Annotated in this window: 19 protein-coding genes; 13 read left to right on the forward strand and 6 right to left on the reverse strand. The window is 67.7% G+C overall.

Annotated elements, in window-relative coordinates; all coding sequences use genetic code 11:
- Nucleotides 1–152: 152 nt before the first annotated feature.
- Complete coding sequence (locus NQV17_RS12220; RefSeq protein WP_185500280.1) at nucleotides 153–935, reverse strand: Crp/Fnr family transcriptional regulator; 783 nt, start codon at nucleotides 933–935, stop codon at nucleotides 153–155.
- A gap of 915 nt (nucleotides 936–1,850) precedes the next feature.
- On the opposite strand from NQV17_RS12220, the gene NQV17_RS12225 reads away from it, so the two are divergent.
- Both NQV17_RS12225 and NQV17_RS12230 read left to right on the forward strand, forming a co-directional pair.
- Entirely contained in the window at nucleotides 1,851–2,633 is a 783-nt protein-coding gene (locus NQV17_RS12225) for a Crp/Fnr family transcriptional regulator (protein WP_257772472.1), read from the forward strand.
- Nucleotides 2,634–2,665: 32 nt separating this feature from the next.
- Nucleotides 2,666–4,057 (forward strand): undecaprenyl-phosphate glucose phosphotransferase, encoded by a 1,392-nt coding sequence (locus NQV17_RS12230; RefSeq protein WP_257772473.1) that lies wholly within the window; start codon nucleotides 2,666–2,668, stop codon nucleotides 4,055–4,057.
- A gap of 87 nt (nucleotides 4,058–4,144) precedes the next feature.
- On the opposite strand, the gene NQV17_RS12235 is transcribed toward NQV17_RS12230, so the two are convergent.
- Nucleotides 4,145–4,318: a hypothetical protein gene (locus NQV17_RS12235; RefSeq protein WP_257772474.1), complete on the reverse strand. Its 174-nt coding sequence runs from the start codon at nucleotides 4,316–4,318 to the stop codon at nucleotides 4,145–4,147.
- 341 nt (nucleotides 4,319–4,659) lie between these two features.
- Here NQV17_RS12235 and NQV17_RS12240 point away from each other — a divergent pair, with 341 nt between their 5' ends.
- Nucleotides 4,660–5,052 (forward strand): TraR/DksA C4-type zinc finger protein, encoded by a 393-nt coding sequence (locus tag NQV17_RS12240; RefSeq protein WP_044842954.1) that lies wholly within the window; start codon nucleotides 4,660–4,662, stop codon nucleotides 5,050–5,052.
- 167 nt (nucleotides 5,053–5,219) lie between these two features.
- A complete protein-coding gene (polX, locus tag NQV17_RS12245; protein WP_257772475.1) occupies nucleotides 5,220–7,013 on the forward strand; it encodes a DNA polymerase/3'-5' exonuclease PolX in 1,794 nt (597 codons plus the stop codon).
- Between the two features lie 33 nt (nucleotides 7,014–7,046).
- On the opposite strand, the gene ald is transcribed toward polX, so the two are convergent.
- The gene (ald, locus tag NQV17_RS12250; RefSeq protein WP_124665812.1) at nucleotides 7,047–8,162 is read right to left on the reverse strand and encodes an alanine dehydrogenase; all 1,116 of its coding nucleotides are present in this window, start codon (nucleotides 8,160–8,162) and stop codon (nucleotides 7,047–7,049) included.
- Nucleotides 8,163–8,514: 352 nt separating this feature from the next.
- Here ald and NQV17_RS12255 point away from each other — a divergent pair, with 352 nt between their 5' ends.
- The 5 genes from NQV17_RS12255 to NQV17_RS12275 all read left to right on the forward strand — a co-directional run bounded on the left by NQV17_RS12255 (nucleotide 8,515) and on the right by NQV17_RS12275 (nucleotide 15,435).
- The gene (locus tag NQV17_RS12255; RefSeq protein ID WP_257772476.1) at nucleotides 8,515–8,931 is read left to right on the forward strand and encodes a DUF3995 domain-containing protein; all 417 of its coding nucleotides are present in this window, start codon (nucleotides 8,515–8,517) and stop codon (nucleotides 8,929–8,931) included.
- Nucleotides 8,932–9,568: 637 nt separating this feature from the next.
- Complete coding sequence (locus NQV17_RS12260) at nucleotides 9,569–10,306, forward strand: gluconate 2-dehydrogenase subunit 3 family protein (protein ID WP_257772477.1); 738 nt, start codon at nucleotides 9,569–9,571, stop codon at nucleotides 10,304–10,306.
- Complete coding sequence (locus tag NQV17_RS12265) at nucleotides 10,306–12,084, forward strand: GMC family oxidoreductase (protein WP_124570039.1); 1,779 nt, start codon at nucleotides 10,306–10,308, stop codon at nucleotides 12,082–12,084. Before NQV17_RS12260 ends, NQV17_RS12265 begins: the two co-directional genes overlap by 1 nt.
- Nucleotides 12,081–13,508 (forward strand): cytochrome c, encoded by a 1,428-nt coding sequence (locus NQV17_RS12270; RefSeq protein ID WP_257772478.1) that lies wholly within the window; start codon nucleotides 12,081–12,083, stop codon nucleotides 13,506–13,508. The genes NQV17_RS12265 and NQV17_RS12270 overlap by 4 nt, the downstream gene beginning before the upstream one ends.
- Nucleotides 13,509–13,719: 211 nt before the next feature.
- Nucleotides 13,720–15,435, forward strand: a complete 1,716-nt coding sequence (locus tag NQV17_RS12275; RefSeq protein ID WP_257772479.1) for a cation:proton antiporter — start codon at nucleotides 13,720–13,722, stop codon at nucleotides 15,433–15,435.
- 195 nt (nucleotides 15,436–15,630) lie between these two features.
- Here NQV17_RS12275 and NQV17_RS12280 read toward each other — a convergent pair whose 3' ends face one another.
- Together NQV17_RS12280 and NQV17_RS12285 are read right to left on the reverse strand one after the other, a co-directional pair.
- Nucleotides 15,631–17,517 (reverse strand): penicillin-binding protein 2, encoded by a 1,887-nt coding sequence (locus tag NQV17_RS12280; protein WP_257772480.1) that lies wholly within the window; start codon nucleotides 17,515–17,517, stop codon nucleotides 15,631–15,633.
- A 398-nt stretch (nucleotides 17,518–17,915) separates the two neighbouring features.
- Nucleotides 17,916–18,263, reverse strand: a complete 348-nt coding sequence (locus NQV17_RS12285; RefSeq protein WP_257772481.1) for a DUF3564 domain-containing protein — start codon at nucleotides 18,261–18,263, stop codon at nucleotides 17,916–17,918.
- A gap of 641 nt (nucleotides 18,264–18,904) precedes the next feature.
- Between NQV17_RS12285 and NQV17_RS12290 the strand changes: the two genes are divergently transcribed.
- On the forward strand, nucleotides 18,905–20,116 hold the full coding sequence (locus NQV17_RS12290; RefSeq protein ID WP_257772482.1) for an SDR family oxidoreductase: 1,212 nt from the start codon (nucleotides 18,905–18,907) through the stop codon (nucleotides 20,114–20,116).
- 82 nt (nucleotides 20,117–20,198) lie between these two features.
- Here the strand turns inward: NQV17_RS12290 and hpaR are convergent, their stop codons facing one another.
- Nucleotides 20,199–20,639 carry a homoprotocatechuate degradation operon regulator HpaR gene (hpaR, locus tag NQV17_RS12295; protein WP_124665820.1) on the reverse strand — a complete coding sequence of 147 codons (441 nt, stop codon included), beginning with the start codon at nucleotides 20,637–20,639 and terminating at the stop codon, nucleotides 20,199–20,201.
- A 153-nt stretch (nucleotides 20,640–20,792) separates the two neighbouring features.
- Here hpaR and NQV17_RS12300 point away from each other — a divergent pair, with 153 nt between their 5' ends.
- The 3 genes from NQV17_RS12300 to hpaE are packed head-to-tail and all read left to right on the forward strand — an operon-like array spanning nucleotide 20,793 to nucleotide 23,729.
- The gene (locus NQV17_RS12300) at nucleotides 20,793–21,482 is read left to right on the forward strand and encodes a fumarylacetoacetate hydrolase family protein (RefSeq protein ID WP_257772483.1); all 690 of its coding nucleotides are present in this window, start codon (nucleotides 20,793–20,795) and stop codon (nucleotides 21,480–21,482) included.
- Complete coding sequence (locus tag NQV17_RS12305) at nucleotides 21,479–22,243, forward strand: fumarylacetoacetate hydrolase family protein (protein WP_257772484.1); 765 nt, start codon at nucleotides 21,479–21,481, stop codon at nucleotides 22,241–22,243. The genes NQV17_RS12300 and NQV17_RS12305 overlap by 4 nt, the downstream gene beginning before the upstream one ends.
- 22 nt (nucleotides 22,244–22,265) lie before the next feature.
- Nucleotides 22,266–23,729 carry a 5-carboxymethyl-2-hydroxymuconate semialdehyde dehydrogenase gene (gene hpaE / locus NQV17_RS12310; protein WP_257772485.1) on the forward strand — a complete coding sequence of 488 codons (1,464 nt, stop codon included), beginning with the start codon at nucleotides 22,266–22,268 and terminating at the stop codon, nucleotides 23,727–23,729.
- Nucleotides 23,730–23,780: the final 51 nt, after the last annotated feature.

Genomic DNA, 23,780 nt, shown 5'->3' on the forward strand with positions numbered 1-23,780 from the left:
TGAGGTGTCGTCCGCAAGGGCGGACGCGCGCAGCGCGCTGACATCCCCCCGGCAGTCCGGCATCAGTAGACCATTCGCACGCCCGGCGTTCTGTTCGCCACCCTACAATCGGCTGACTCGGGTCGCACGCGTGCGCCGGCACGCCGTGCGCATCACGCGCGTGCCGCGGCGCTCACGCCCGAGTCGGCCGACAGGATGCGCTTCATCTCGTCGCGCACGATCGCGCGGCAGCCGCACGACATTTTCTCGAGGCCCGCAAGGTCGGCAAGCTCGATCGAGCTCCGGTACTGACGGATCAGGCCGAGTTTCTGGATCTCCCCGGCCGCATCCGTGACCGTCTCGCGCCGCACGCCGAGCATCTGCGCGAGCATGCTGTGGGTGATCTGGATCTCGATGCTGCGCGACCGGTCGTACGCGAGTAGGAACCATCTGCATAACTGATGTTTGAGCACGTGATGTCGGCTGCAGAACGTGATCTGCGAGACCTGGGCCATCAGCAGCCGCACGCAGACGAACACCAGATGGCGAATCACCGGCGACGCGTCGAACGCGGCGGCGAAGATGCGCCGGTCGAGCCGGTAGACGAAGCCGTCGCGGCAGGCGACGGCACGGCACGGCATCCGGCCGCTGCCGCCGATCACGTCGTCGCAGACGACGCTCTCGCTGCCGATCTCGGCCACTTCGAGCGTCATGCCGCCGGACGACACGTACTGCAGCGAAATCGCCGTCGTGACGGGCAGGTAGACCGCGGTGAGCATTTCACCCGGTTCGCACAGCACCTGGCCCGATTTCAGGTGAACGAGTTGAAGGTTGGCAATCAGCGTCGCGCGTTCGTCGCGGTCGAGGGCCGCGAGGAACCGGTTGGCGTCGAAGCTATGGGAAAGCTCGATCATGCCGCTCGCGTGGGCGACGGCGTCATTGGCCTGGTGGGTCACGGCGGATCCTCGTAGGGAGCGATCGCACATCGCGCGACGCCATCCACGAGGGTTTAGCACGCACGTGCGGATTTGTGTTGATCGAAATTCGAATGCCGATGGCGGAAAAGGCTAGCACGCAATTCAATTCGATAAATTGCGCATTACGTCACTTCACAAAGTTTGACGATTTCTGGTAAATGAAAAGGTTATATGTATTTGAAGATCATCTTCGTATGAATTAATTGAACCGAAATGGATTGGCGGATGAATCGCGAATTCGGTGCCGATCGAGAATCAATCGGGCAACGATGCGAATCGTACAAGAAAAATATCAAGAATGCATTGAACATTGTTTGACAATTTGGATTAATGGTCGTGATTCATCAATCAAATCATGATGTTATGTGGGATATGTGTGTTCGCTTACAAAGCCGTAAATTAATCCGGCGATTCATATTTGAGACAGTTTCAAACGACCATTCGAGCGCGAGGAAAGCGACTCGGGTCCGCGTGAGACATCACGGAAACAATTGAAAACCGGGTGTAAGTTCTTGAACGATAAGACTCCCGCGCCGCTGCTGGTGGCACTGCCTGCCCCCGCGCCCAATGATCAGTCGAATCACCGGCTGCGTCCGCGACGACGGCGGGTGTCCGGAAATGAGACATTTTTTGCGGTTTTCGACCGGCTATTCGAGGGTGCTAAATCGCAAGTCATTTATATATTAAGGATGGAGCGGGTATTGGCACGTAAATCGCTTATCGAAACGGGCGTGTCGAAACGGGACTGCCGATTCGATCCAGCGGCGAGACGCCGAGGGTCGATTGGATCGAGGATTGTGGGCCGCAACCCGCGTCGCCGTCCGGGCGCGCATCGCGATAACGAGTTCCGCTGACGCAGCTGCATGCGGCGCGGACGATAAAAGGGATACAGACATGCTTCATCTTCACTCGAGCTACTCGGCGAATGCCATCCTCGATGCCCTTCCGGAGGACAGCATCCGCGCCATCGCACCGCACCTCGAACTGGTCCGGATCAAGGCCGGCATGCTCGACCGTGTCGGGGAACCGATGCGCCACTTGCATTTCCCGACCACCGCCATGATGTCGGTGCAGCACCTGATGGAGGACGGAGCGATGGTCGAGGTCGCCGTGGTCGGCCGCGAAGGTGTGGTCGGCCTGGCGACGCTCGTCGGCGGCACCGCGGTATCGAATCGCGTCGAAGTCCGTATCGGCGGGATGGCCTACCGCGTGCCGACCTGCGTGATGCGCTCGGAATTCGAACGTTCGCCGGCGACGTATCGGCTGCTGCTGAACTACTGCCAGGCGACGATGGCGCAGATTTCGCGCAGCGCGTTGTGCAACCGGCATCACTCGGTCAGCGAGCAGTTGAGCCGCTGGCTGCTGCTCGCGCATGACCGGATCGACGGCGACGAGCTGGCCGTCACGCAGCAGACGATCGCGAACATGCTCGGCGTGCGGCGCGAAGGCGTGACGGAAGCGGCCGGCAACCTGCAGGAAGCCGGGCTGATCCGTCAGCGTCGCGGCCGCATCACCGTGCTCGATCGCGACGGTCTCGAGCGCCAGGCGTGCGAGTGCTACGAGCTGATTCGCGCGGACTATCGCCGGCTGCTCGGCACGCGGGCAGGCGCGCGTGCGGTGCCGCTGCGGCCGCGCATGCAGGACTTGCACGGCGGTTTCCCCGCGCACGGTGTGTGACGATGCATGCGATGGCGGGTGGAACGAATGCGATGCGACGCGCCGCGATCGCCGCGGTCGATGTTGCGCTGGTGCTGGCAGGTGCGCTCGCCGCGCAGGCTGCGATGGGGCTCGCGTGGCACGATCTGTCGGACGCGCAGCGCGGCACGGTTGCTTTGCTGTGCGTGCTGACCGTCGCGCTGTTGCCGCGCAGCGTGCGCGTGACGCGCGGCGCGGCGTCGCCGCACGACGGCGGTGCCGTGCTGACGCGCACGGTGGTGGCCGTCGTGTGCGTGGGCACGCTGACGGTGGCCGGCACGATGTGGATCATGAACCGCGGCGGCACGATCACGACGCGCTGGATCGCACGGACGGTGCTGTCCGGCGACGCGGCACTGCTGCTCGGCAGGCTGGTACTGTGCGCGCTGGCGATGAAGCGTGGCGATCCGCGCGCGCGGCAGCGGCGGGTTGCGGTGGTCGGGGCGACCGCTTACGGACGGGTGGCGATCGAGCGCATGCAGCTCGAACCGGCCGGGCCGTTCGCGGCTGCCTGCGTGTTCGACGACGATGCACCGGCCGCGGCAGCCGCCGACGGGATCGGCGGCGTGCCGGTGATCGACGACTGGGTCGCGCTGCGGCGCATGATCCGCGGCGGCGAGATCGACGAAGTGTGGCTCACGCTGCCGATGTCGCACGAGTCACGCATCCAGCGTATCGTGCGCGAACTGCGCGACGAGTTCGTCGAGCTGCGGCTGTTGCCGGACGTGCGGCAGATGGCGGTCGTCGAGCGATCCGCGACCGATGTGCTCGGCATGCCGGCCATCAACCTCGCGACCACGCCGCGTTCCGCGCCGGAACTGTGGGCGAAGTTCGCGTTCGACCGGCTGTTCGCCGTCGCCGTGCTGATTCCGCTGCTGCCGCTGCTCGCGGCGCTGGCGATCGCGGTGAAGCTGTCGTCGCCGGGGCCCGTCTTGTTCAGGCAGCGCCGCAAGGGTGCAGACGGGCGCGAGTTCCATATCCTCAAGTTCAGGACGATGCGCGTGCATCGCGTACAGCCCGGTATCGTGCGACAGGCCTCGCGCAACGATGCACGCATCACGCCGGTCGGCGCGTTCCTGCGACGCACGTCGCTCGACGAGTTGCCGCAGTTCTTCAACGTGCTGTTCGGCCAGATGTCGGTGGTCGGCCCGCGTCCGCACGCGATCGAACACGACGACTTCTACCGGCAACTGATCGACTGCTACATGTATCGCTATCGCGTCCGGCCGGGGATCACGGGATGGGCGCAGGTGAACGGCTATCGCGGCGAGACGCGCAAGGTCGAGGCGATGGCTGCGCGCGTGAAGTTCGACCTGTTCTACATGCAGAACTGGAGCTTCTGGTTCGACATGAAGATCATCCTGATGACGGTCGTGCGCGGCTTCGTCGGGCGCAATGCGTTCTGATGACGAGGATTACGAAGTATCTAGCGTAGACTCGTGTTTCCGGCCTCGATACGACGCGTCCCGCAACCGCGAGCCCGCAACCGCGCTTCAGCTGTCCGCCGGCGGCCGAGCGGCTGCCGGCAACGCAGCGGGCGAGACGGCGGGGCTGGCATCGGGTGCGGCTTGCGCGCTCGACGGCTGGATGGCGTGCTGGATCGTCGGCACGACCATCGTCGGGAACAGGGCCGCAAGGGCCACCCAGATGACGACGCCGAACAACATGACGTTCTCCCGGAAAGCCGCGGATTCGCCGCGCATGCTCTCAATCTACGACGCAACTTTTTACAGGGGATTGATCGACCTCAACGGCGGCTGCGTCAGACGAATGCTGCCCCGTGGGGTGTTCGCATCAGTCCCCGGTTTCTCATGCGCGGAGGGGCGCTGACGCCGGTCAACACATGCGTGTGCATTGGGTTTATGCTGCGTCGAATGCGTCCCGCACTTCGTGTGGCCGGACGCGCATCCGGGCACGACGAGCCGGGCATCCCGGCCCGCCGTGCACCGGCGCGACAACCGCGCGCCGCATGCCTCATTGCGCGGAACCCGGAAAAGGAGGGACGGCGATGGCGCTCGATCGAGAACAACGGCAGACGCTGCAGCGACGGCTGACCGAGAGCGAGCAGGCGTTGCGTGCGGAGATCCGGACGAGCGAGGACCAGCGCGCGTCGGAGTCCTATGCGGAGCTTGCCGGCGCGGCGCCGGACGAGGGCGACGAGGCCAATGCCGATCTGTTCGTCGACATGGATCACGCGCTGATCGGGATGAAGCTGGCCGAGTTGCGCGCGATCGGGCGTGCGCAGCAGCGCATGCGCGACGGCAGCTACGGCGAGTGCATCGATTGCGATGCGCCGGTCGGCTACGAGCGACTGCTCGCGCGCCCGACCGCCGAGCGTTGCACGCATTGCCAGTCGATTTACGAGCGGCGCTACGCGACGACACCGCGCGCATCGCTGTGACGCCGGTGCAGGGGCCGCGCAAGCAGCGAGCCCCGCGCGGCACGACACGGGCAATCGGCGCAGGATGACCAACGGGCACCCGCCGCCGTCGACATGCGGCGCCGGGCGGGCCGACGCCGGCACGCCGGCGCACGGCGCCATCCACGTGGAAGGGAGCCACGCCGATCATGCCGATCCACAATGCCGAGTGCGCGGCCGTCTTCACCGAAATCGCCGACATGCTCGAGATCCAGGGCGCCAACCCGTTCCGCGTGCGTGCCTACCGCAATGCGGCCCGTACGATCGCCGACTACGGGCGCGACATTCCGGCGATGATCGCGAGCGGCAGCGATCTCGGCCGGATTCCATCGATCGGCGCCGATCTCGCGGCGAAGCTGCGCGAGATCGCCGCGACCGGTACCTGCGAACTGCAGCAAACGCTGCGCCATGCGTTGCCGGGCGCGATCGTCGAACTGCTCGACGTGCCGGGGCTCGGCGCGAAACGCGTCAAGGCGCTGCATGACGCACTGCACGTCGACTCGCTCGAGCAGCTGCGCGTCGAAGCGAAGAGCGGGCACGTGCGCGCGCTGCCGGGTTTCGGCGCGAAGACCGAAGCGCACCTGCTCGACGCGCTCGACGAGCGCCTGAAGCGCGAGCCGCAGCGCTTTCTGCTGCCGGATGCCGCGCAATCGCTGATGCCGTTGCTCGAGCGCTTGCGCAAGGTGGCCGGCGTCGGCGAAGCGGTGTCGGCCGGCAGCTTTCGCCGCTGCCGCGAGACGGTCGGTGATCTCGACATCCTCGTGACCGCACGCGATCCGGCCGCCGTGGCCGACGCGTTCGTCGGCTATGGCGAGGTCGCACGCGTGCTCGCGAACGGCAAGACACGTTCGAGCGTTGTGCTCGGCAACGGGCTGCAGGTCGACCTGCGCGTCGTCGACGCCGACGCGTTCGGCGCGGCGCTCGTCTACTTTACGGGATCGAAGGCGCACAACATCGCGCTGCGCCGGATCGCGCAGGCCGGCGGGCTGAAGATCAACGAATACGGCGTATTCCGCGGCGACGAGCGGATCGCGGGCGCGACGGAGGCATCCGTCTACGAGGCGATCGGCCTTCACTGGGTGCCGCCCGAGTTGCGCGAGGGCCGCGGCGAGATCGACGCGTCGCGCGTCGGCGCGCTGCCGGCGCTGGTCGAACGCAAGCACGTTCATGGCGATCTGCATGCGCATACCGACGCGTCGGCAGGGCGCGACAGCCTGCGCGCGATGGCGGACGCGGCGCGTGCGCGCGGGCTCGCGTATCTGGCCGTCACCGATCGCACGCCGGAGTCCGGCGGCGGCCGCGCCGCTTGCGACTGGCTCGTGCGGCAGTGCGGCGAGATCGACCGCCTCAACGCGTTGTTCGACGACTTCGTGCTGCTGAAGGGCGTCGAGGCGGGCATTCGCGAGGATGGCAGCCTCGATGTGCCCGACGACGTGCTCGGCCGGCTCGACCTCGTCGTCGGCGCGGTACGTGACCGCTTCGACCTGCCGGGCGACGCGCAGACCGAGCGGCTGCTGCGCGCGATCGATCACCCGTATTTCACGATCCTCGCGCATCCGACCGGCCGGCTGCTCGGCGAACGCGACGCATGCGAACTCGACGTGCCGCGCGTGCTCGCCGCGGCCGCCGCGCGCCACTGCTTCGTCGAACTCGACGGCGACCCGCGGCGGCTCGATCTGCCGGACGTCTGGTGCCGCGAGGCCGCCAAGGCTGGCGTCGCGGTGGCGATCGGCTCGGACGCGCGGTGCGCGGACGATCTGGACAATCTCGGATACGGTATCGGCCAGGCGCGGCGCGGCTGGCTCACGCGACAGGACGTGCTCAACACGCGCACGCTCGCGCAACTGCGGCCGCTGCTGGCGCGTACGATGGGCGCGAGTGGTGCCAGCGGCACAAGCGGCACAAGCATCGCGTCGAAGCGCGGCCGCCCGAAGGGCGCGTGACGGCGCACGTGCGCGCCGTCACGCATGCCGAAGTCAGGCCAGCACGTCTTCCGCCGGTACGTACGGCAGCCCGAGCGCCAGCGCGACGGCCTCGTACGTGATGTGGCCGTCGCACACGTTCAGCCCCGCGCGCAGATGCGGGTCGTCGGCCATCGCGCGTTTCCAGCCCTTGTCGGCGAGCGCGAGCGCATGGCCGAGCGTCGCGTTGTTCAGCGCGAACGTCGACGTGCGCGCGACCGCGCCAGGCATGTTCGCAACGCAGTAATGCACGACGCCGTCGACGACGAAGGTCGGCTGCGCATGCGTCGTTGCATGCGAGGTCTCGAAGCAGCCGCCTTGGTCGATCGCGACGTCGACGACGACGGCGCCCGTGCGCATCGTCGCGATCATGTCGCGCGTGACGAGCCGCGGCGCCGACGCGCCCGGCACGAGCACCGCGCCGATCACGACGTCGGCGTCGCGCACGGCTTCGTCGATCGTATGCGCGTTCGAGCAGACGGTCGCGATCCGGTTCGCGAAGACCAGATCGAGCTGGCGCAACCGGCCCACGTTCGTGTCGAGCACGGTGACGCGCGCGCCGAGGCCGACCGCCATCTGCAGCGCACCGGTGCCCACCACGCCCGCGCCGAGCACCACGACGTGCGCGGCCGGCACGCCGGGCACGCCGGCCATCAGCACCCCGCGGCCGCCGCGCGGGCTTTCGAGGTGCGTTGCCGCGACCTGGATCGACATGCGCCCCGCGACCTCGCTCATCGGCGCGAGCAGCGGCAGTCCGCCGCCCGGGCCCGTCACGGTTTCGTACGCGATGCAGACCGCGCCGGACTTCACGAGCGCGGCCGCCTGCTCGGGATCGGGCGCGAGATGCAGATACGTATAAAGAATCTGTCCGCGCCGCAGCATCGCGCACTCGGCCGCCTGCGGCTCCTTGACCTTGATGATCATGTCGGCGCGCGCGAAGAGGTCGCGCGGGTCGTCGCACAGTGCGGCGCCGGCGGCCGTGTAGTCGTCGTCGAGCAGACCGATTGCCGTGCCCGCGCCGCGCTGCACGAGCACGCGATGGCCGTGTCGCGTGAGCTCACGTGCGCCGGCCGGCGTGAGGCCGACGCGGTATTCGTGGTTCTTGATCTCCTTCGGCACACCGATCAGCATGAGTCGCCTCCATGGGTATTCGTTATGGTTGTCGTGCCCGGGCGTGCCGCGATCGTCCGATCGTGCGTGCCGGCGAACGGCACGTGTGCGACGGTTGCGCATGCACGGTTCGCGTGCCGTACTGGAATAAGAGGGTAGCGGTGCCCGGAGGGAAGTCAAGCGGCGGCCCGATGCGACGGTGCGTGCGCACTGCACCGCAACACGCGGCATGGCGTATTGCGACCAGACGTCGCAATGCATGCGGCGCGCGGTTTGGGTATCGTCTCGGGTGGCGCGGAGCGGGGCCGCGCGCCGGATTCCTTCCGGCTGGATCACGACACGACGACACGATGAGACAAGGAAGCTTACCGACATGACGGGCGCGTATTTCAGCGTGCCGACGCTTTGTGCGATCGCACTCGTTCACGTCTATTGGGCGTTCGGCGGACGGCTCGGCAAGCATGCGGCCATTCCGGAACAGGACGGCGTACCGCTGCTGCGGCCGACCGCGCCCGGCACGCTCGCGGTCGCGGCGGCGTTGCTGGCCGGCGCAAGCGCGGTGGCGTCGCGCGCGGGCTGGCTGTGGCCGAACCTCTATCCCGGCGCGATCGCGTTCGCGATCGTTGCGCTCGCACTGATCTTCGCGGTGCGCGCCGTCGGTGATTTCCGCTACGTCGGCTTCTTCAAGCGGGTTCGCGGGTCGCGTTTCGCGCGCATGGACAGCCTCTGTTACTCGCCGCTGTGTTTGGCACTTTCGTTGTCGATCGCGTCGATGCTGTGGCCGTGGTGAGCACTGCGTCGAGCGGGACGGCCGTTTTACCGCGAGCGAAGCGGTAACGCGCGTCGCGGGCGCCGCATCGGAAAGCGCCGAGCGACGCGGGCAGGGCAACCCCTGAAAACGACGGGCGCCGGTCGGGCGACGCGCGCGCGTGTCCGGCCCTGCTATCGACGCCGCGGCCGCGCCACGGCTCTTGCGTATTCCGGAAAACGATTTCCTCATTATTGCGGTTTTCGATGCAATGAATTGCGTCGAACCCTTTGGAAATGGAACCGGTTCCATCTATAATTCGCGGCGTTTGTCGCCGGGCCCGAAATGAGGGTCGTGCACGTTGCGCTTGCCGTCGGTTAGCGCGGCGTCTAAGTTGAATAGGCCATGGCGATGACGGGCAGATGCGGGCGGCAAGCCGGTATTTGTCCGACGACAAGACCCGCGAAGAGGTCGACCCCGCGCGGCTGCCGGAACCGGCGCGCCGCGCGGCTGCATGACGGGCGCCACCGCGCAGTGCGCGGCCGGCGCCTGCATCGAGCTTGCTCGCAACATCGCAAGAACAGGACGGCCGGCCGCGCGCGGCATGGCTACCGTGTCGGGCATGCCGCATCCGGAATGCGGTTCCCGAATCACGCTCCCCAACGATCAACATCCGACCATGTCCACGCCACCCGACAAACCCAACTCGCGTCGCCGCTTCCTGCGCACGTCGGTCGCACTCGTGCCGATCGCGTCGGTCGCCGGTTGCGACCTGCGCTCGTCGTCGTCCTCGACCGCGGCCGGCAATGCCTCCACCGCGTCGACCGGCGCCGAACGCGCGCCGTACAAGCCGACCTTCTTCGATGCGAAGGAGTGGTCGTTCGTCCAGGCCGCCGTCGACCGGCTGATCCCGGCCGATGCCGAAGGCCCCGGTGCGCTCGAATCGGGCGTGCCCGAATTCATCGACCGCCAGATGGAAACCCCGTACGCGCACGGCGCGACGTGGTACATGCAGGGGCCGTTCCAGCAGGGCGTGCCCGAGCTCGGCTACCAGCTCAAGCTCGTGCCGCGCGACATCTACCGGCTCGGCATCGCGGCGGTCAACCGCTATTGCGAAAAGGCCCACGGCAAGGCGTTCGCCGACCTCGACGCGCCGACCCGCGACACCGTGCTCGGTGCGCTGGAGAAAGGCGGCGCGCAGATCGACGACGTGCCGTCCACGGTGTTCTTCGGTCTGTTGCTGCAGAACACGCGCGAAGGCTACTTCTGCGATCCGGTGCATGGCGGCAATCACGACATGGCCGCGTGGAAGATGATCGGGTTTCCGGGCGCGCGCGCCGACTTCATGGATTTCGTCAACCAGAACGGCAAGCCCTATCCGTACGGCCCCGTCTCGATCAACGGGGAGCGCACCTGATGGCCGCAGAAAAGAAGCCGCACGTCGATGCGGTGATCGTCGGCTTCGGCTGGACCGGCGCGATTCTCGCGAAGGAACTGACCGAAGCGGGCCTGAACGTCGTCGCGCTCGAGCGGGGCGAGTATCGCGACACCTATCCGGACGGCGCGTATCCGAACACGATCGACGAGCTGACCTACAACGTCCGCAAGAAGCTGTTCCTCGACCTGTCGAAGACGACCGTGTCGATCCGCCACGGCGTGCAGGACACCGCGCTGCCGTACCGGCAGCTCGCCGCGTTCCTGCCGGGCGAGGGCGTCGGCGGCGCGGGGCTGCACTGGTCGGGCGTGCATTTCCGGATCACGCCGGAGGAGCTGCGCCTGCGCAGCCACTACGAAGAGCGCTACGGCAAGAAGTTCATCCCCGAAGGGATGACGATCCAGGACACGGGCGTCACCTACGACGAACTCGAGCCGTATTTCGACTTCGCCGAGAAGGTGTTCGGCACGTCGGGGCAGGCTTACAAGGTCGGCGGCAAGGTGGTCGGCGACGGCAACGTGTTCGAGGCGAACCGCAGCGACAACTTTCCGCTGCCCGCGCAGCTCAATACGTATTCGGCGCAGCGCTTCTCCGATGCCGCGAAGTCGCTCGGGCTGCATCCGTACCGGCTGCCGTCGGCGAACACGTCGGGTCCGTACACGAACCCGTACGGCGTGCAGATGGGGCCGTGCAACTTCTGCGGCTACTGCAGCGGCTACGCGTGCTACATGTACTCGAAGGCATCGCCGAACCTGAACATCCTCCCGGCGCTGAAGCAGGTGCCGAACTTCGAGCTGCGCTCGAAGTGCCACGTGCTGCGCGTGGACCTCGACGACACGAAGAAGCGCGCGACGGGCGTCACCTACGTCGACCCGGCTGGCCGTGAAGTGCATCAGCCGGCCGATCTCGTGATCGTCGCCGCATTCCAGTATCACAACGTGCACCTGCTGCTGCTGTCGGGCATCGGCAAGCCGTACGACCCGATCTCGGGCGAGGGCGTGGTGGGCCGCAATTTCGCGTACCAGAACCTGTCGACGATCAAGGCGTTCTTCGACAAGGACACCTACACGAACCCGTTCATCGGCGCGGGCGGCAACGGCGTCGCGGTGGACGACTTCAACGCGGACAACTTCGACCACGGCCCGCTTGGCTTCGTCGGCGGCTCGCCGCTGTGGGTGAACCAGGCAGGCGTGAAGCCGATCAGCGGCATCGCGACGCCGCCGGGCACGCCGCAGTGGGGCGCCGCGTGGAAGAAGGCCGTGAAGGACAACTACGCGCACACGATCTCGATGGACGCGCACGGCACGAACATGTCGTACCGCGACGTGTATCTCGACCTCGATCCGACCTATCGCGATTCGTACGGCCAGCCGCTGCTGCGGATGACCTTCGACTGGAAGGACAACGACATCAGGATGGCGCAATACGTGACCGGGCAGATGAAGAAGATCGCGGAAGCGATGGGGCCGAAGGCGATCGGCGTGTCGACGCGCGAGTTCGGCAAGCACTTCGATTCGCGCGCGTACCAGACGACCCACCTGGTCGGCGGCGCGATCATGGGCACCGACCCGAAGACGAGCGTGCTGAACCGCTACCTGCAGTGCTGGGACGTGCACAACGTGTTCGTGATGGGCGCGTCGGCGCTGCCGCAGGGCATCGGCTACAACCCGACCGGGATCATCGCGGCGCTGGCCTATTGGTCGGCACGTGCGATCCGCGAGCAATACCTGAAAAATCCCGCCCCGCTGGTGACCGTATGAAGAGGACAGTGAACCACTACAAGGCCGCGCGCCGGATTTCCCCGCTGCGGCGCGCACTGGCGATCGGCACGGCATGGGCGGCGTTCGGTCTCGCGGGCGGCACCGCGTTCGCGCAGCCGGCATCCGCGCCCGCCGCGGCTTCGGGCCCGGCCGCCGCACCGGCCGCGCAGTCTGCCGACGCGAACCTCGTCAAGCGCGGCGAATATCTGGCCCGTGCAGGCGACTGCATCGCGTGCCACACCGCGAGCGGCGGCAAGCCGTTCGCGGGCGGGCTGAAGTTCGACACGCCGATCGGCGGCATCTACTCGACGAACATCACGCCGGACCCGAAGACGGGCCTCGGCGGCTGGACGTATGAGGACTTCACCCGCGCGGTGCGCGAGGGCGTGCGCAAGAACGGCGACACGATGTACCCGGCGATGCCGTACCCGTCCTATGCGCGCCTGACCGACGACGACATGAAGGCGCTGTACGCGTACTTCATGCACGGCGTCGCGCCGGTCGAGCACGAGAACCGCAAGGTGGACATCGTGTGGCCGCTGTCGATGCGCTGGCCGCTGACGTTCTGGCGCAAGATGTTCGCGCCGGCGCCGAAGCCGTTCGATGCGACGCCGTACACCGATCCGGTGGTCGCGCGCGGCGCGTATCTCGTGCAGGGGCTCGGCCATTGCGGCGCGTGCCACACGCCGCGCGCGGCGACGATGCAGGAACGCGCGCTGACAGATGCGGGCGGCCTCGACTTCCTGGCCGGCGGCGCGGCGATCGACGGCTGGGTACCGACGAGCCTGCGCGGCGAGCCGCGCACCGGGCTCGGCACGTGGAACGAAACCGAGATCGTGCAGTTCCTGAAGACCGGCCGCACGCTGCGCACGGCCGCGTTCGGCGGGATGACGGACGTGGTCGGCCACAGCATGCAGCACATGAGCGACGGCGACCTGACCGCGATCGCGCGCTACCTGAAGACGCTGCCGCCGCGCGTGCAGGGCGAGCAGCCGCACGTGTACGACGCGGCCGCGGCGAAGGCGCTGCAGACCGGCGACGCGAGCAAGCCGGGCGCCGCCGTCTATCGCGACAACTGCATGGCGTGCCACCGCAGCGACGGCCACGGCTACACGCGCGTGTTCCCGGCGCTCGCCGGCAACCCGGTCGTGCAGGGCGACGATCCGACGTCGCTGATCCACGTCGTGCTGGAAGGCAGCGCGCTGCAGGGCACCCATACGGCGCCGTCGACCTTCACGATGCCGCCGTTCGGCTGGCGCCTGTCGGACCAGGAAGTCGCAGACGTGTCGAACTTCGTGCGCACGAGCTGGGGCAATACGGGCGCGCCGATCACGGCCGCGCAGGTCGCGAAGGTGCGCAAGGGCACGCCGTCGACGCGGCCCGAGCCGCCGCCGGGCGCGCGGTTCCCGCAGGCGTCGCGCTGACGCACGCGGCGGGGCATCCGGCCCCGCCCGATCGATCCGCCTCGCGGCGCCCACTGGCCCGCGGGGCGCGTGTTCCACCCGCCCGGGGTTGTACCCCGCAATGGCGCGCCAATGCGTGAATTTTTCGCCGTGGCGCGCCAATTTTTCGCCTCATCCCTTATCCTTCCATTCTTGAACCTTACTAAATCGTTACAAGAACTCGGGAGGGAGGATGCCTCATGACGTCAGCCTGATTGCGTTGCTCGCGGCCGGATTCGGTCTCGCGATGATCTTCGGTTACCTCGCGTCGCTGCTGAAAATGCCGCCGCTCGTCGGCTATCTGCTCGCCGGGATCGTGATCGGCCCCGGCACGCCCGGTTTCGTCGGCGACCTGTCGCTCGCGCAGCAGCTCGCGGAAGTCGGCGTGATGCTGCTGATGTTCGGCGTCGGCCTCCATTTCTCGCTCGGCGACCTGCTCGCGGTGCGCAAGATCGCGCTGCCGGGGGCCGTCGTCCAGATTACCGTCGCGACGCTGCTCGGCGGCGGGCTCGCGCTCACCTGGGGCTGGAGCGTCGGCGCGGCGCTCGTGTTCGGGCTCGCGCTGTCGGTCGCGAGCACGGTCGTGCTGTTGCGGGCGCTCGAGGGGCGCGGGCTCGTCGAGACGGTCAACGGACGCATCGCGGTCGGCTGGCTCGTCGTCGAGGATCTCGTGATGGTGCTCGTGCTCGTGCTGCTGCCGCCCGTCGCGGGGCTGCTCGGCGGCACGCCGCCCGGCGACGCGCACGCGGCCGGCGGCAGCGTGTGGGGCACGCTCGGCGTCACGATGCTGAAGGTCGCCGCGTTCATCGCGCTGATGCTCGTGGTCGGCAAGCGCGTGTTCCCGCGCATCCTGTGGCTCGTCGCCCGTACCGGTTCGCGCGAACTGTTCACGCTGTGCATGATCGCCGCGGCGGTCGGCATCGCGTTCGGCGCGGCAAAGCTGTTCGACGTGTCGTTCGCGCTCGGCGCGTTCTTCGCCGGGATGATGATGCGCGAGTCGGAATTCAGCCGGCGCGCGGCCGACGAGACGCTGCCGCTGCGCGACGCGTTCTCGGTGCTGTTCTTCATTTCGGTCGGGATGCTGTTCGACCCGAAGGTGCTGCTCGCCGAGCCGCTGCATGTGATCGAGGTCGCGGCGATCGTGCTGATCGGCAAGACGCTCGCGGCGGTCGCGCTCGTGATCGCGTTCCGCTATCCGCTGAACACCGCGCTGACGGTCGGCGCCGGCCTCGCCCAGATCGGCGAGTTCTCGTTCATCCTCGCGGGGCTCGGACGTGCGCTCGGGCTGTTGTCGGCCGAGGGGCAAAGCCTGATTCTCGCGGTCGCGCTGATCTCGATCGCGATGAACACGCTGCTGTTCGCGATGATCGATCCGGCGCTCGCATGGATCCGCAAGCATTCGGCGTTCGCGCGCAAGCTCGAGGCACGCGACGATCCGCTCGCCGCGCTGCCGATGTCGACGCCGCAGACGCACCTGACCGGCCAGGTCGTGATCGTCGGCTACGGCAAGGTCGGCACGCGGATCGCGCACGCGCTGGACGAGCGCGGGATCGCCTATGTCGTCGTCGAGCAGAATCGCGAGCTCGTCGAGAAGCTGCGCGCGGACGGTGTCGCGGCCGTGTCGGGCGACGCGATCGAGCCGATCGTGCTCGTGCAGGCGCATATCGCGCGCGCCGGGATGCTGGTCGTCACGCTGCCGGACGTATTCGACGTGCGGCAGATCGTCGAGATCTCGCGCACGCTCAATCCGGCGCTGGAGGTCGTGCTGTGCACGAACAGCAGCGACGAGGCCGACTTGCTGTCGAGCGAGGGCATCGGCACCGTGTTCATGAGCGAGAGCGAACTCGCGCGCGGGATGACCGAGCACGTGCTCGGCAGGATGGCGAAGCCGGTGGCGGCCGCGCATTGATGGTTAGCGGCTGGGATCGCGCGGGTCGACAGGATCGCTGCGACTGCGCGGATCGCCGGGATTACAGGATTGCGCCGGCCTCTCGGAGCGGCGCGTGCGGCGGGTTCTACGTAGCGACTAGCCGATCTCGTTCCGTCAGCCGACCTGTTCGCCGCCGCGCCGCGCCCCGGCGACTTCAGCAACGCCCAGGCGGCTTCAGCCCGCCGCCTTTCTCTCTACGGCCGCGCCGGCTTGCGCGGCCGTTTTCACAGGTGCCGACGCCTGTTGCCCGGCTGCCGTCTTCGGTTGCACGGCGGCCTTCGGCGCCGCGACCGTCTTTTGCGGCGCGGCAGCCTTGAGCGGCGCATTCGGCGTCGGCTCGACCGGCGCGTCCGGCGGCACGCCGAGCAGCTGCAGCGAGCCGCTCGTGACCGACGAGAACACCGGGCCGGCCACCGTGCCGCCGTAATAGCCCTTGCCGCGCGGCTCGTCGATCATCACCGCGACGATCAGGCGGGGATTGCTCATCGGCGCCATCCCCGCGAACAGTGCGCGGTACTTGCCCTTCGCATAGGTTGCGCCGACCTGCTTGCGCGCCGTGCCCGTCTTGCCGCCGATCCGGTAGCCGTCGACTCGCGCGCGGCGCCCCGTGCCGCCTTCGCCGACGGCCGACTCGAGCATCGAACGGATCGCCGCCGCGGTCTGCGGCGACGTCACGCGGTGGCCGCGATGGGCCGCGGTCGTCTGCGGGTCGGAACCGTTCTTCAGCAGCGACACCGGGTGCAGCGTGCCGTCGCCCGCATAGGCGGTGTAGGTCTGCGCGATCTGCAGCAGCGACATCGACAGCCCGTAGCCGTACGCCATCGTCGCCTGCTCGATCGGCCGCCAGCGCTTGTAGCCGCGCAGGCGGCCCGACGCGACGCCCGGGAACGTCAGTTCCGGCGCGCGGCCGATCCCGTATTCCTGGTACTTGTTCCAGATCGTTTCGGCGGGCAGGTTCAGCGCCAGCTTCGCGAGCGCGACGTTGCTCGACTTCTGCAGTGCCTGTGAAACGGTCAGCGAGCCGTGGTTCGACGTGTCGTGGATCACGGCCGGGCCGATCTTGTAGGTGCCCGGCGACGTGTTGATGATCGTGTTCGGCGTGACCTTGCGCTCGTCGATCGACAGCGCGACGACGAGCGGCTTGATCGTCGAGCCCGGCTCGAACGTGTCGATCACCGCGCGGTTGCGCAGTTGCTGGCCCGTGAGGCGTGCACGGTCGTTCGGGTCGAAGGTCGGATAGTTCGCAAGCGCGAGGATTTCGCCGTTCTGCGCGTCGAGCACGACGACGCTGCCGGCCACCGCGTTGTTCTCGAGCACCGCGGCCTTGAGCTGGCTGAACGCGAGTTGCTGGATCCGCCGGTCGATCGTCAGTTCGATCGTCGCGCCGTGCTGCGCGGGCACGAGCGGGCGCGTGTCGGACACGATGCGGCCGAGCCGGTCGCGGATCACCTCGCGCTGCCCGGACGTACCCGACAGCCGCCCGTTCGCCGCGAGCTCGACGCCTTCCTGGCCTTTGTCCTCGACGTTGGTGAAGCCGACCACGTGCGCGGCCGATTCGCCCTCCGGATAGAAGCGCTTCGAATCGGCGATCTGCGTGATGCCGTCGATCTCGAGCTTGTCGAGCCGGCTTGCGGTCTCGGCGTCGATCTGCCGCTTGAGCAGCACGAACGTACGGTCGTTGCGCAGGCGGCGCTTCACTTCCGCGAGCGGCATGTCGAGCAGCTTCGCGATCTGCGGATAGTCGATTTCGGCGACCTGTTTCGGGTTTGCCCAGATTTCATAGGTCGACAGGCTGACCGCGAGCATCGCGCCGTTGCGGTCGACGATGCGCCCGCGCATCGCGTCGAGCTCGATCGTGCGCTGGTAGCGCTTCTGGCCTTCCCCGACATAGAAATCCTGGTTCGCGACCTGCACCCAGAACGCGCGTCCGATCAGCGCGGCGAAACCGACGGACACCATGATCACGACCAGCTTCGAGCGCCACATCGGCAGGCGCGATGCGAGCATCGGATGCTTGGTCGCGGCGGCGTACGGATCGGCGGGGTGGGTCTTCTTTTTCATGCAAGGGCCGGGTCGGGCCGCCGGACGGCGGCAAGTCAGTCGGAATAATGTGATTGTAATAAATGAGTAAACGTCGTGTGGGGAAACTGTGCTTCGGCCCCGTAAAAGATGCGCGTCGGCGACCGGGCTTCGGGCGGAAAAGGCGGGATGAAGGCGGGATGAAGGCGGGGACGAAGGCGGGGACGGCGGCGCGGGCATTGCCCGATGTCGCCGACGAATCGGAATGGCGCGGCGGGTCGTCACCGCGGACGCGACTCAATCAACCCGGCCCCGATTATTTTCGGGACGGAAAAATAAAAACGCCTCGAAAAGAGGCGCCGTTATTTCTGAATATCGAAATGAATATCGCGGAAACCGGAATAAACCCGAAAACCGCAGAGGATTGCCGTCAAAAATACCTATCGCGCGACGGAAATGAATTCGTGGTATTCCGGCTCCGCCGTGGAGCGATCGACCGCCTGCAGTCGCCACGCGCCGTCGGGGTGCTCGCCGGCGAGCACCGCGGTACCTTGTTCGCGCTGCGTCGCGCTGAACGACAGGCCCTTCAACTGGCACACGGCATTCCCACTGTCGGCGGCGCAGAGGGCCATCGCGCCTTCCACGTCCCGAACCTTGCCCCAGGCCGGAAGATCGATGCCCTGGTGTGCCTCGCGCGACCACAGCCGCTCGTCGGTATCGACCCACAACACCGCGTACGAGTGCCGGGTTGCCGATTCGCTGCCATTAATCCGAATAGTGAGGCGCATTGGAACGTCTCCTGGAAAGTAGAAAATGACACATTCGACCGATTTGGTTTGGATAGTCTAGATAGACTGCAGTGAAACGCAAGTGATAATCCTCAATAAGTCCGCATTGCGTCTATAAGTGTCTCGGATGAAAGGACGTCTGACGATACGCGCGGATTCCGGCCCCGCGCGCAAACGCAGACGCCACCGCGATCGGCATGCCGCGGCGTCGCGTCGGGTTTGCCCGGGATATGCGATGACTAGGCCGGGGCGCGTCGATGTGTCGCGCCGAAGCGCTGGCCCGCAGCGCGCCGGCGAGCCTCAGTCGAAAGCTGCCCGGCCGGGCGTTTCACCGAGTTGACAAGCCGGCCGGCACGACACACGCCGACATACGCGCACAAAACCACACACTTTCACGAAACTTTCAGGACAGACTTGCGGACGATCCGGCCCCACACTTGGATTTTCCCGATCCTGCGCCGCGGACGGCCCGTCCGTGGCAAGCCGCCGCCTCGTGTCAGAGACGCGATCGACGCGATCGCGGGCCGCAGCCGGTCGGGACTGCCGGGGCGAGCGTCGGCCCCGGCCCGGCCGACCGCCGTGCGCAGCGCCGCGATCCGGGGCTGCCGCGCCGTCCGGCCGATTCTTCGAAGGAGACTATCGTGCTGATCTGGAAAACCGCGTTGTCGCTCAACTGGCGCACGAGCCTCGTGTCGCCGGCCAGCGCACCGGTCGCGGCGGCCAACGTCGGGCGGCTGGTGCTCACCGGCGCGACCGGCTTCATCGGCAGTACCGTACTGACGGCGCTCGTCAACGCAGGCTTGCTCGAGCGCATCGTGTGTGTCGTGCGCGCCGGGAATCGCGGCCACGCGGTCGCGCGTTTGCGTGAAGCGGCGCTGCGCGCGGGGCTCGCGCCGTACTGGGCATCGCGTCTCGGCGACGCGAACGTGGTCGTCGGTACACTCGGCGACGTATGGCAGGGCGCCGACGCGCCGCGTCTCGCCGGCGCGACGCACGTGATTCACTGCGCGGGCCACGCGTCGCCGGCCGACGGTACGCATCTGCAGGCTGACCTCGCCGAATCGCTGCGCTTTGCCGAGCGGTTCGCGCACGCACCGCAACTGCAGCGTTTCGTGTACGTCGGCACCGCTTATGCGCATGCGGGCCGCGGCGGGATCGTTTACGAGCAAATGGCGGGTGCGGCGGCGAGCGACGCGGCGCAGGGCAGCGACGGGCTGCACGGCGCGGTGCTCGCGGCCGGCTACCTGCAAGCGAAGGCGGAAACGGAGCAGCGCCTGCGCGCGCTCGGGCTGCCGCTCGTCGTCGTGCGTCCGTCGCACGTCGTCGGTCACACGGTGCTCGGCACGCGGCCCGCGCCGAATTCGTTCTGGATGTTCCGCGTCGCGCACGCGGCGCGACGCTTCACCGCGCGGCCGATGACGCGCATCGATATCGTGTCGGTCGACGACGTCGCACGCGCGACGATGCTGCTGGCCGTGAAGCCGACACTGATGCACGACGTGTACCACGTGTCGGCCGGCGACGAGGCACCGCAGGTCGCGCAGATCGTGCGCGCGATGGACGAGGCGGCCGGCATGACGGGCGCGCCGCGTTACGCCGCGTGCGCGCCGGCCGACCTGCCGCTCGTGGTGCGCGACGTGCTCGGGCGGTCCGATCCGGCGCTCGAGCGCGTGATCGGCCGGGCGCTGCAGCGTGGCGCGGAGTTCGCGACGGTCGATCGCGTGTTCGACAACCGCCGCGTGCGCGACGAAATCGATTTCGAGCCGCTGCCGTTCATCGATTACGTCGAGGAATGCATGCGCACGTCCCGCGGCGTCGCGGTGACCGAACTGATGCGCGGGGCGCTGCACTGACGGCCCGCGCGATCCGCGGCTTGCCGGTTGCCGGGTGCGGGGTCACCCGCCGCTGCTCGCCGCGGTCCGGCCGCGGCAGGCCCTACGACGCGCTGCCGAGTTCGATCAGCCGGTCGAGCGCACGGTAGATGTCGTCCAGGCCGTCCTGGCCGAAACGTGCTTCGAGCTGGCGATACTGCTCGTCGATGCGCGGGCCGATTTCGGTCACCAGCTTCCTGCTTTGCGGCGTCAGGCTCACCAGCAGCCGGCGCTGATCTTCCTGCGCGCGCGTGCGCGTAATCAGGCCGTCGCGCTCCATCCGTTCCAGCACGCCGGTGAGGCTCGGGCTGAGGATGCAGCAGCGGCGCGCGATCTGTCCCGCTTCGAGCGCATTCGCCGGCTCGCCGTCGAGCACGCGGATGATCCGCCATTGCTGTTCGGTCAGCGCGAATTCCTTGAGAATGGGGCGGAACAGGCCCATCAGCGTTTCGCGGGCCTCGAGCAGCAGCATGGCCAGGTTGCGATGGTCGAGCGTACGGTTCATCGGGGGTGGGGAATGGACGGGGACGCATCAATCTTAACAGCCGACGGTACTGAATTTCATGTATCAGGGTAATCGCGGTTGCCAGCGTCCGATTGTTTACTTAAGATGTTAACTATTGACGATGCGCCGCCACGCGCGGCAGGGGAATGACGCATGGAGCTGTCTTGCAGGACCGCCGCGGCGCCGCCGCTGCCGGTCGCCATTGGTACCGTCTACGGTGCGCTGCTCAACGAGCGCGCCGCACTCGACGCGCTCGGCGATGCCGTGCACGCACCGCCTTACGGCCGTCCGCCGCAGGCGCCGATCCTTTACATCAAACCGGCCAACACGCATGCGGCCGACGGTGCGGCCGTCGTGGTGCCGGCGGGCGTCGATGCGCTGGAGATCGGCGCGTCGCTGGCCGTCGTGTTCTCGCGGCGCGCGACGCGCGTGCCGGCCGCGCAGGCGCTCGATTACGTGCACGGCTTCACGCTCGCGAGCGACGTGTCGGTTCCGCATCCCGATTACTACCGTCCGGCCGTGCGCTTCAAGTGTCGCGACGGCTCCTGCCCGCTGGGCCCGGCGATCGTGCCGGCGGCCGCGCTCGGCGATGTCGACGCGATCGGCCTGACCGTGCGGATCGACGGCGACGCCGTGGTGTCCGCGTCGACCGCCACGCTGATCCGCCCGGTGCGGGAACTGATCGCCGACGTGACGGCATTCATGTCGTTCGACGCGGGCGACGTGCTGCTGCTCGGCGTCGCGGGTGGCGCACCGCGTGCCCGCGCGGGCAGCACGATCGAGATTGCCGCCGCCGGCATCGGCACGTTGCGGCATACGCTGATTGCGGAGGAAGCACGATGAAGACGGCGCGCGTGATCTACAACGGCGCACTGCATGCGGCCGAACCGGCCGGCGACGGCGCGATCCGCCTCGACACGGGCCGCGTGGTCGCCGAGGACGTGGTGACGTGGCTGCCGCCCGTCGCGCCGCGCACGACGTTCGCGCTCGGCCTCAACTACGCGGACCACGCGAAGGAACTCGCGTTCAACGCGCCGAGCGAGCCGCTGATCTTCCTGAAGGGGCCGAACACGTTCATCGGTCACCGCTCGCGCACCGTGCGCCCGGCGGACGCGACGCACATGCACTACGAGTGCGAACTGGCCGTCGTGATCGGCCGCCCGGCGCGCAACGTGAGCCGCGCGCAGGCGCTCGACCACGTCGCCGGCTACACGGTCGCGAACGACTACGCGATCCGCGATTACCTCGAAAACTACTACCGCCCGAACCTGCGCGTGAAGAACCGCGATACCTGCACGCCGCTCGGGCCGTGGTTCGTCAGCCGCGACGAGATCGGCGACGCGGGCGACCTGACGCTGCGCACGACGGTGAACGGCCGGGAGACGCAGCGCGGCAGCACGCGCGACATGATCTTCGACGTGCCCGCGCTGATCGAGCACATCAGCAGCTTCATGACGCTCTCGCCGGGCGACCTGATCCTGACCGGCACGCCGGAAGGGCTGGCCGATACGAAGCCCGGCGACGAAGTGGTGACCGAAATCGAAGGAATCGGCCGGCTCGTGAACACGATCGTCGGCGAAGCAGACTACTATCGCGCCGGCTGAGCCCGTCGCCCAAGGAGAGCACATGACCATCAAGCACTGGATCGGCGGCCGTGAGGTCGAGAGCCGCGAGACCTTCACGACGCTGAATCCCGCGACGGGCGACGCGATCACCGACGTCGCGTCGGCCGGCGAGGCCGAAGTCGACGCGGCCGTGCGCGCGGCGAAGGACGCATTCCCGAAGTGGGCGAACACGCCCGCGAAGGAGCGCGCGAAGCTGATGCGCAAGCTTGGCGAGCTGATCGAGAAGAACGTGCCGATGCTCGCCGCGCTCGAGACGCAGGACACCGGCCTGCCGATCGCGCAGACGAGCAAGCAGCTGATTCCGCGCGCGTCCGAGAACTTCAACTTCTTCGCGGAAGTGTGCGTGCAGATGAACGGCCGCACGTATCCGGTCGACGACCAGATGCTGAACTACACGCTGTACCAGCCGGTCGGCGTGTGCGCGCTGGTGTCGCCGTGGAACGTGCCGTTCATGACCGCGACGTGGAAGACGGCGCCGTGTCTCGCGCTCGGCAACACGGCCGTGCTGAAGATGTCGGAGCTGTCGCCGCTGACGGCCGACCAGCTCGGCCGGCTCGCGCTCGAAGCCGGCATTCCGGCGGGCGTGCTGAACGTCGTGCAGGGATACGGCGCGACGGCCGGCGACGCGCTGGTGCGCCATCCGGACGTGCGCGCGGTGTCGTTCACGGGCGGCACGGTCACGGGCAGGCGAATCATGGAGCGCGCGGGCCTGAAGAAATACTCGATGGAGCTCGGCGGCAAGTCGCCCGTGCTGATTTTCGACGATGCCGATTTCGACCGCGCGCTCGACGCGTCGCTGTTCACGATCTTCTCGATCAACGGCGAGCGCTGTACCGCGGGCTCGCGGATCTTCGTGCAGCGCACGATCTACGACCGCTTCGTGCAGGAATTCGCGCGCCGTGCGAACAACCTGGTGGTCGGCGATCCGTCCGATCAGGCGACGCAGCTCGGCGCGATGATCACGCGCCAGCACTGGGAGAAGGTGACCGGCTATATCCGGATCGGCGAGCAGGAAGGCGCGCGCGTGGTGGCAGGCGGTGCGGACAAGCCTGCCGGCCTCGCCGACCATCTGCGCAACGGCAATTTCGTGCGCCCGACCGTGTTCGCCGACGTCGACAACCGGATGCGCATCGCGCAGGAAGAGATCTTCGGGCCGGTCGCGTGCCTGATTCCGTTCGAGAACGAGGAGGACGGGCTGCGGCTTGCGAACGACACGTCCTACGGGCTCGCGTCGTACATCTGGACCCAGGACGTCGGCAAGGTGCATCGCCTCGCGCGCGGCATCGAGGCCGGGATGGTGTTCGTGAACAGCCAGAACGTGCGCGACCTGCGCCAGCCGTTCGGCGGCGTGAAGGAGTCGGGCACCGGGCGCGAAGGCGGCGAGTACAGCTTCGAGGTGTTCGCGGAGATCAAGAACGTGTGCATCTCGATGGGTTCGCATCACATTCCCCGCTGGGGCGTGTGACGGGCGCGGATCGTGGCGCCGCTGGCAAGAACGAACGATACGGAGACTTGA

The sequence above is a fragment of the Burkholderia sp. SCN-KJ genome (assembly GCF_024656005.1).
Classification (GTDB): Bacteria; Pseudomonadota; Gammaproteobacteria; order Burkholderiales; family Burkholderiaceae; genus Burkholderia.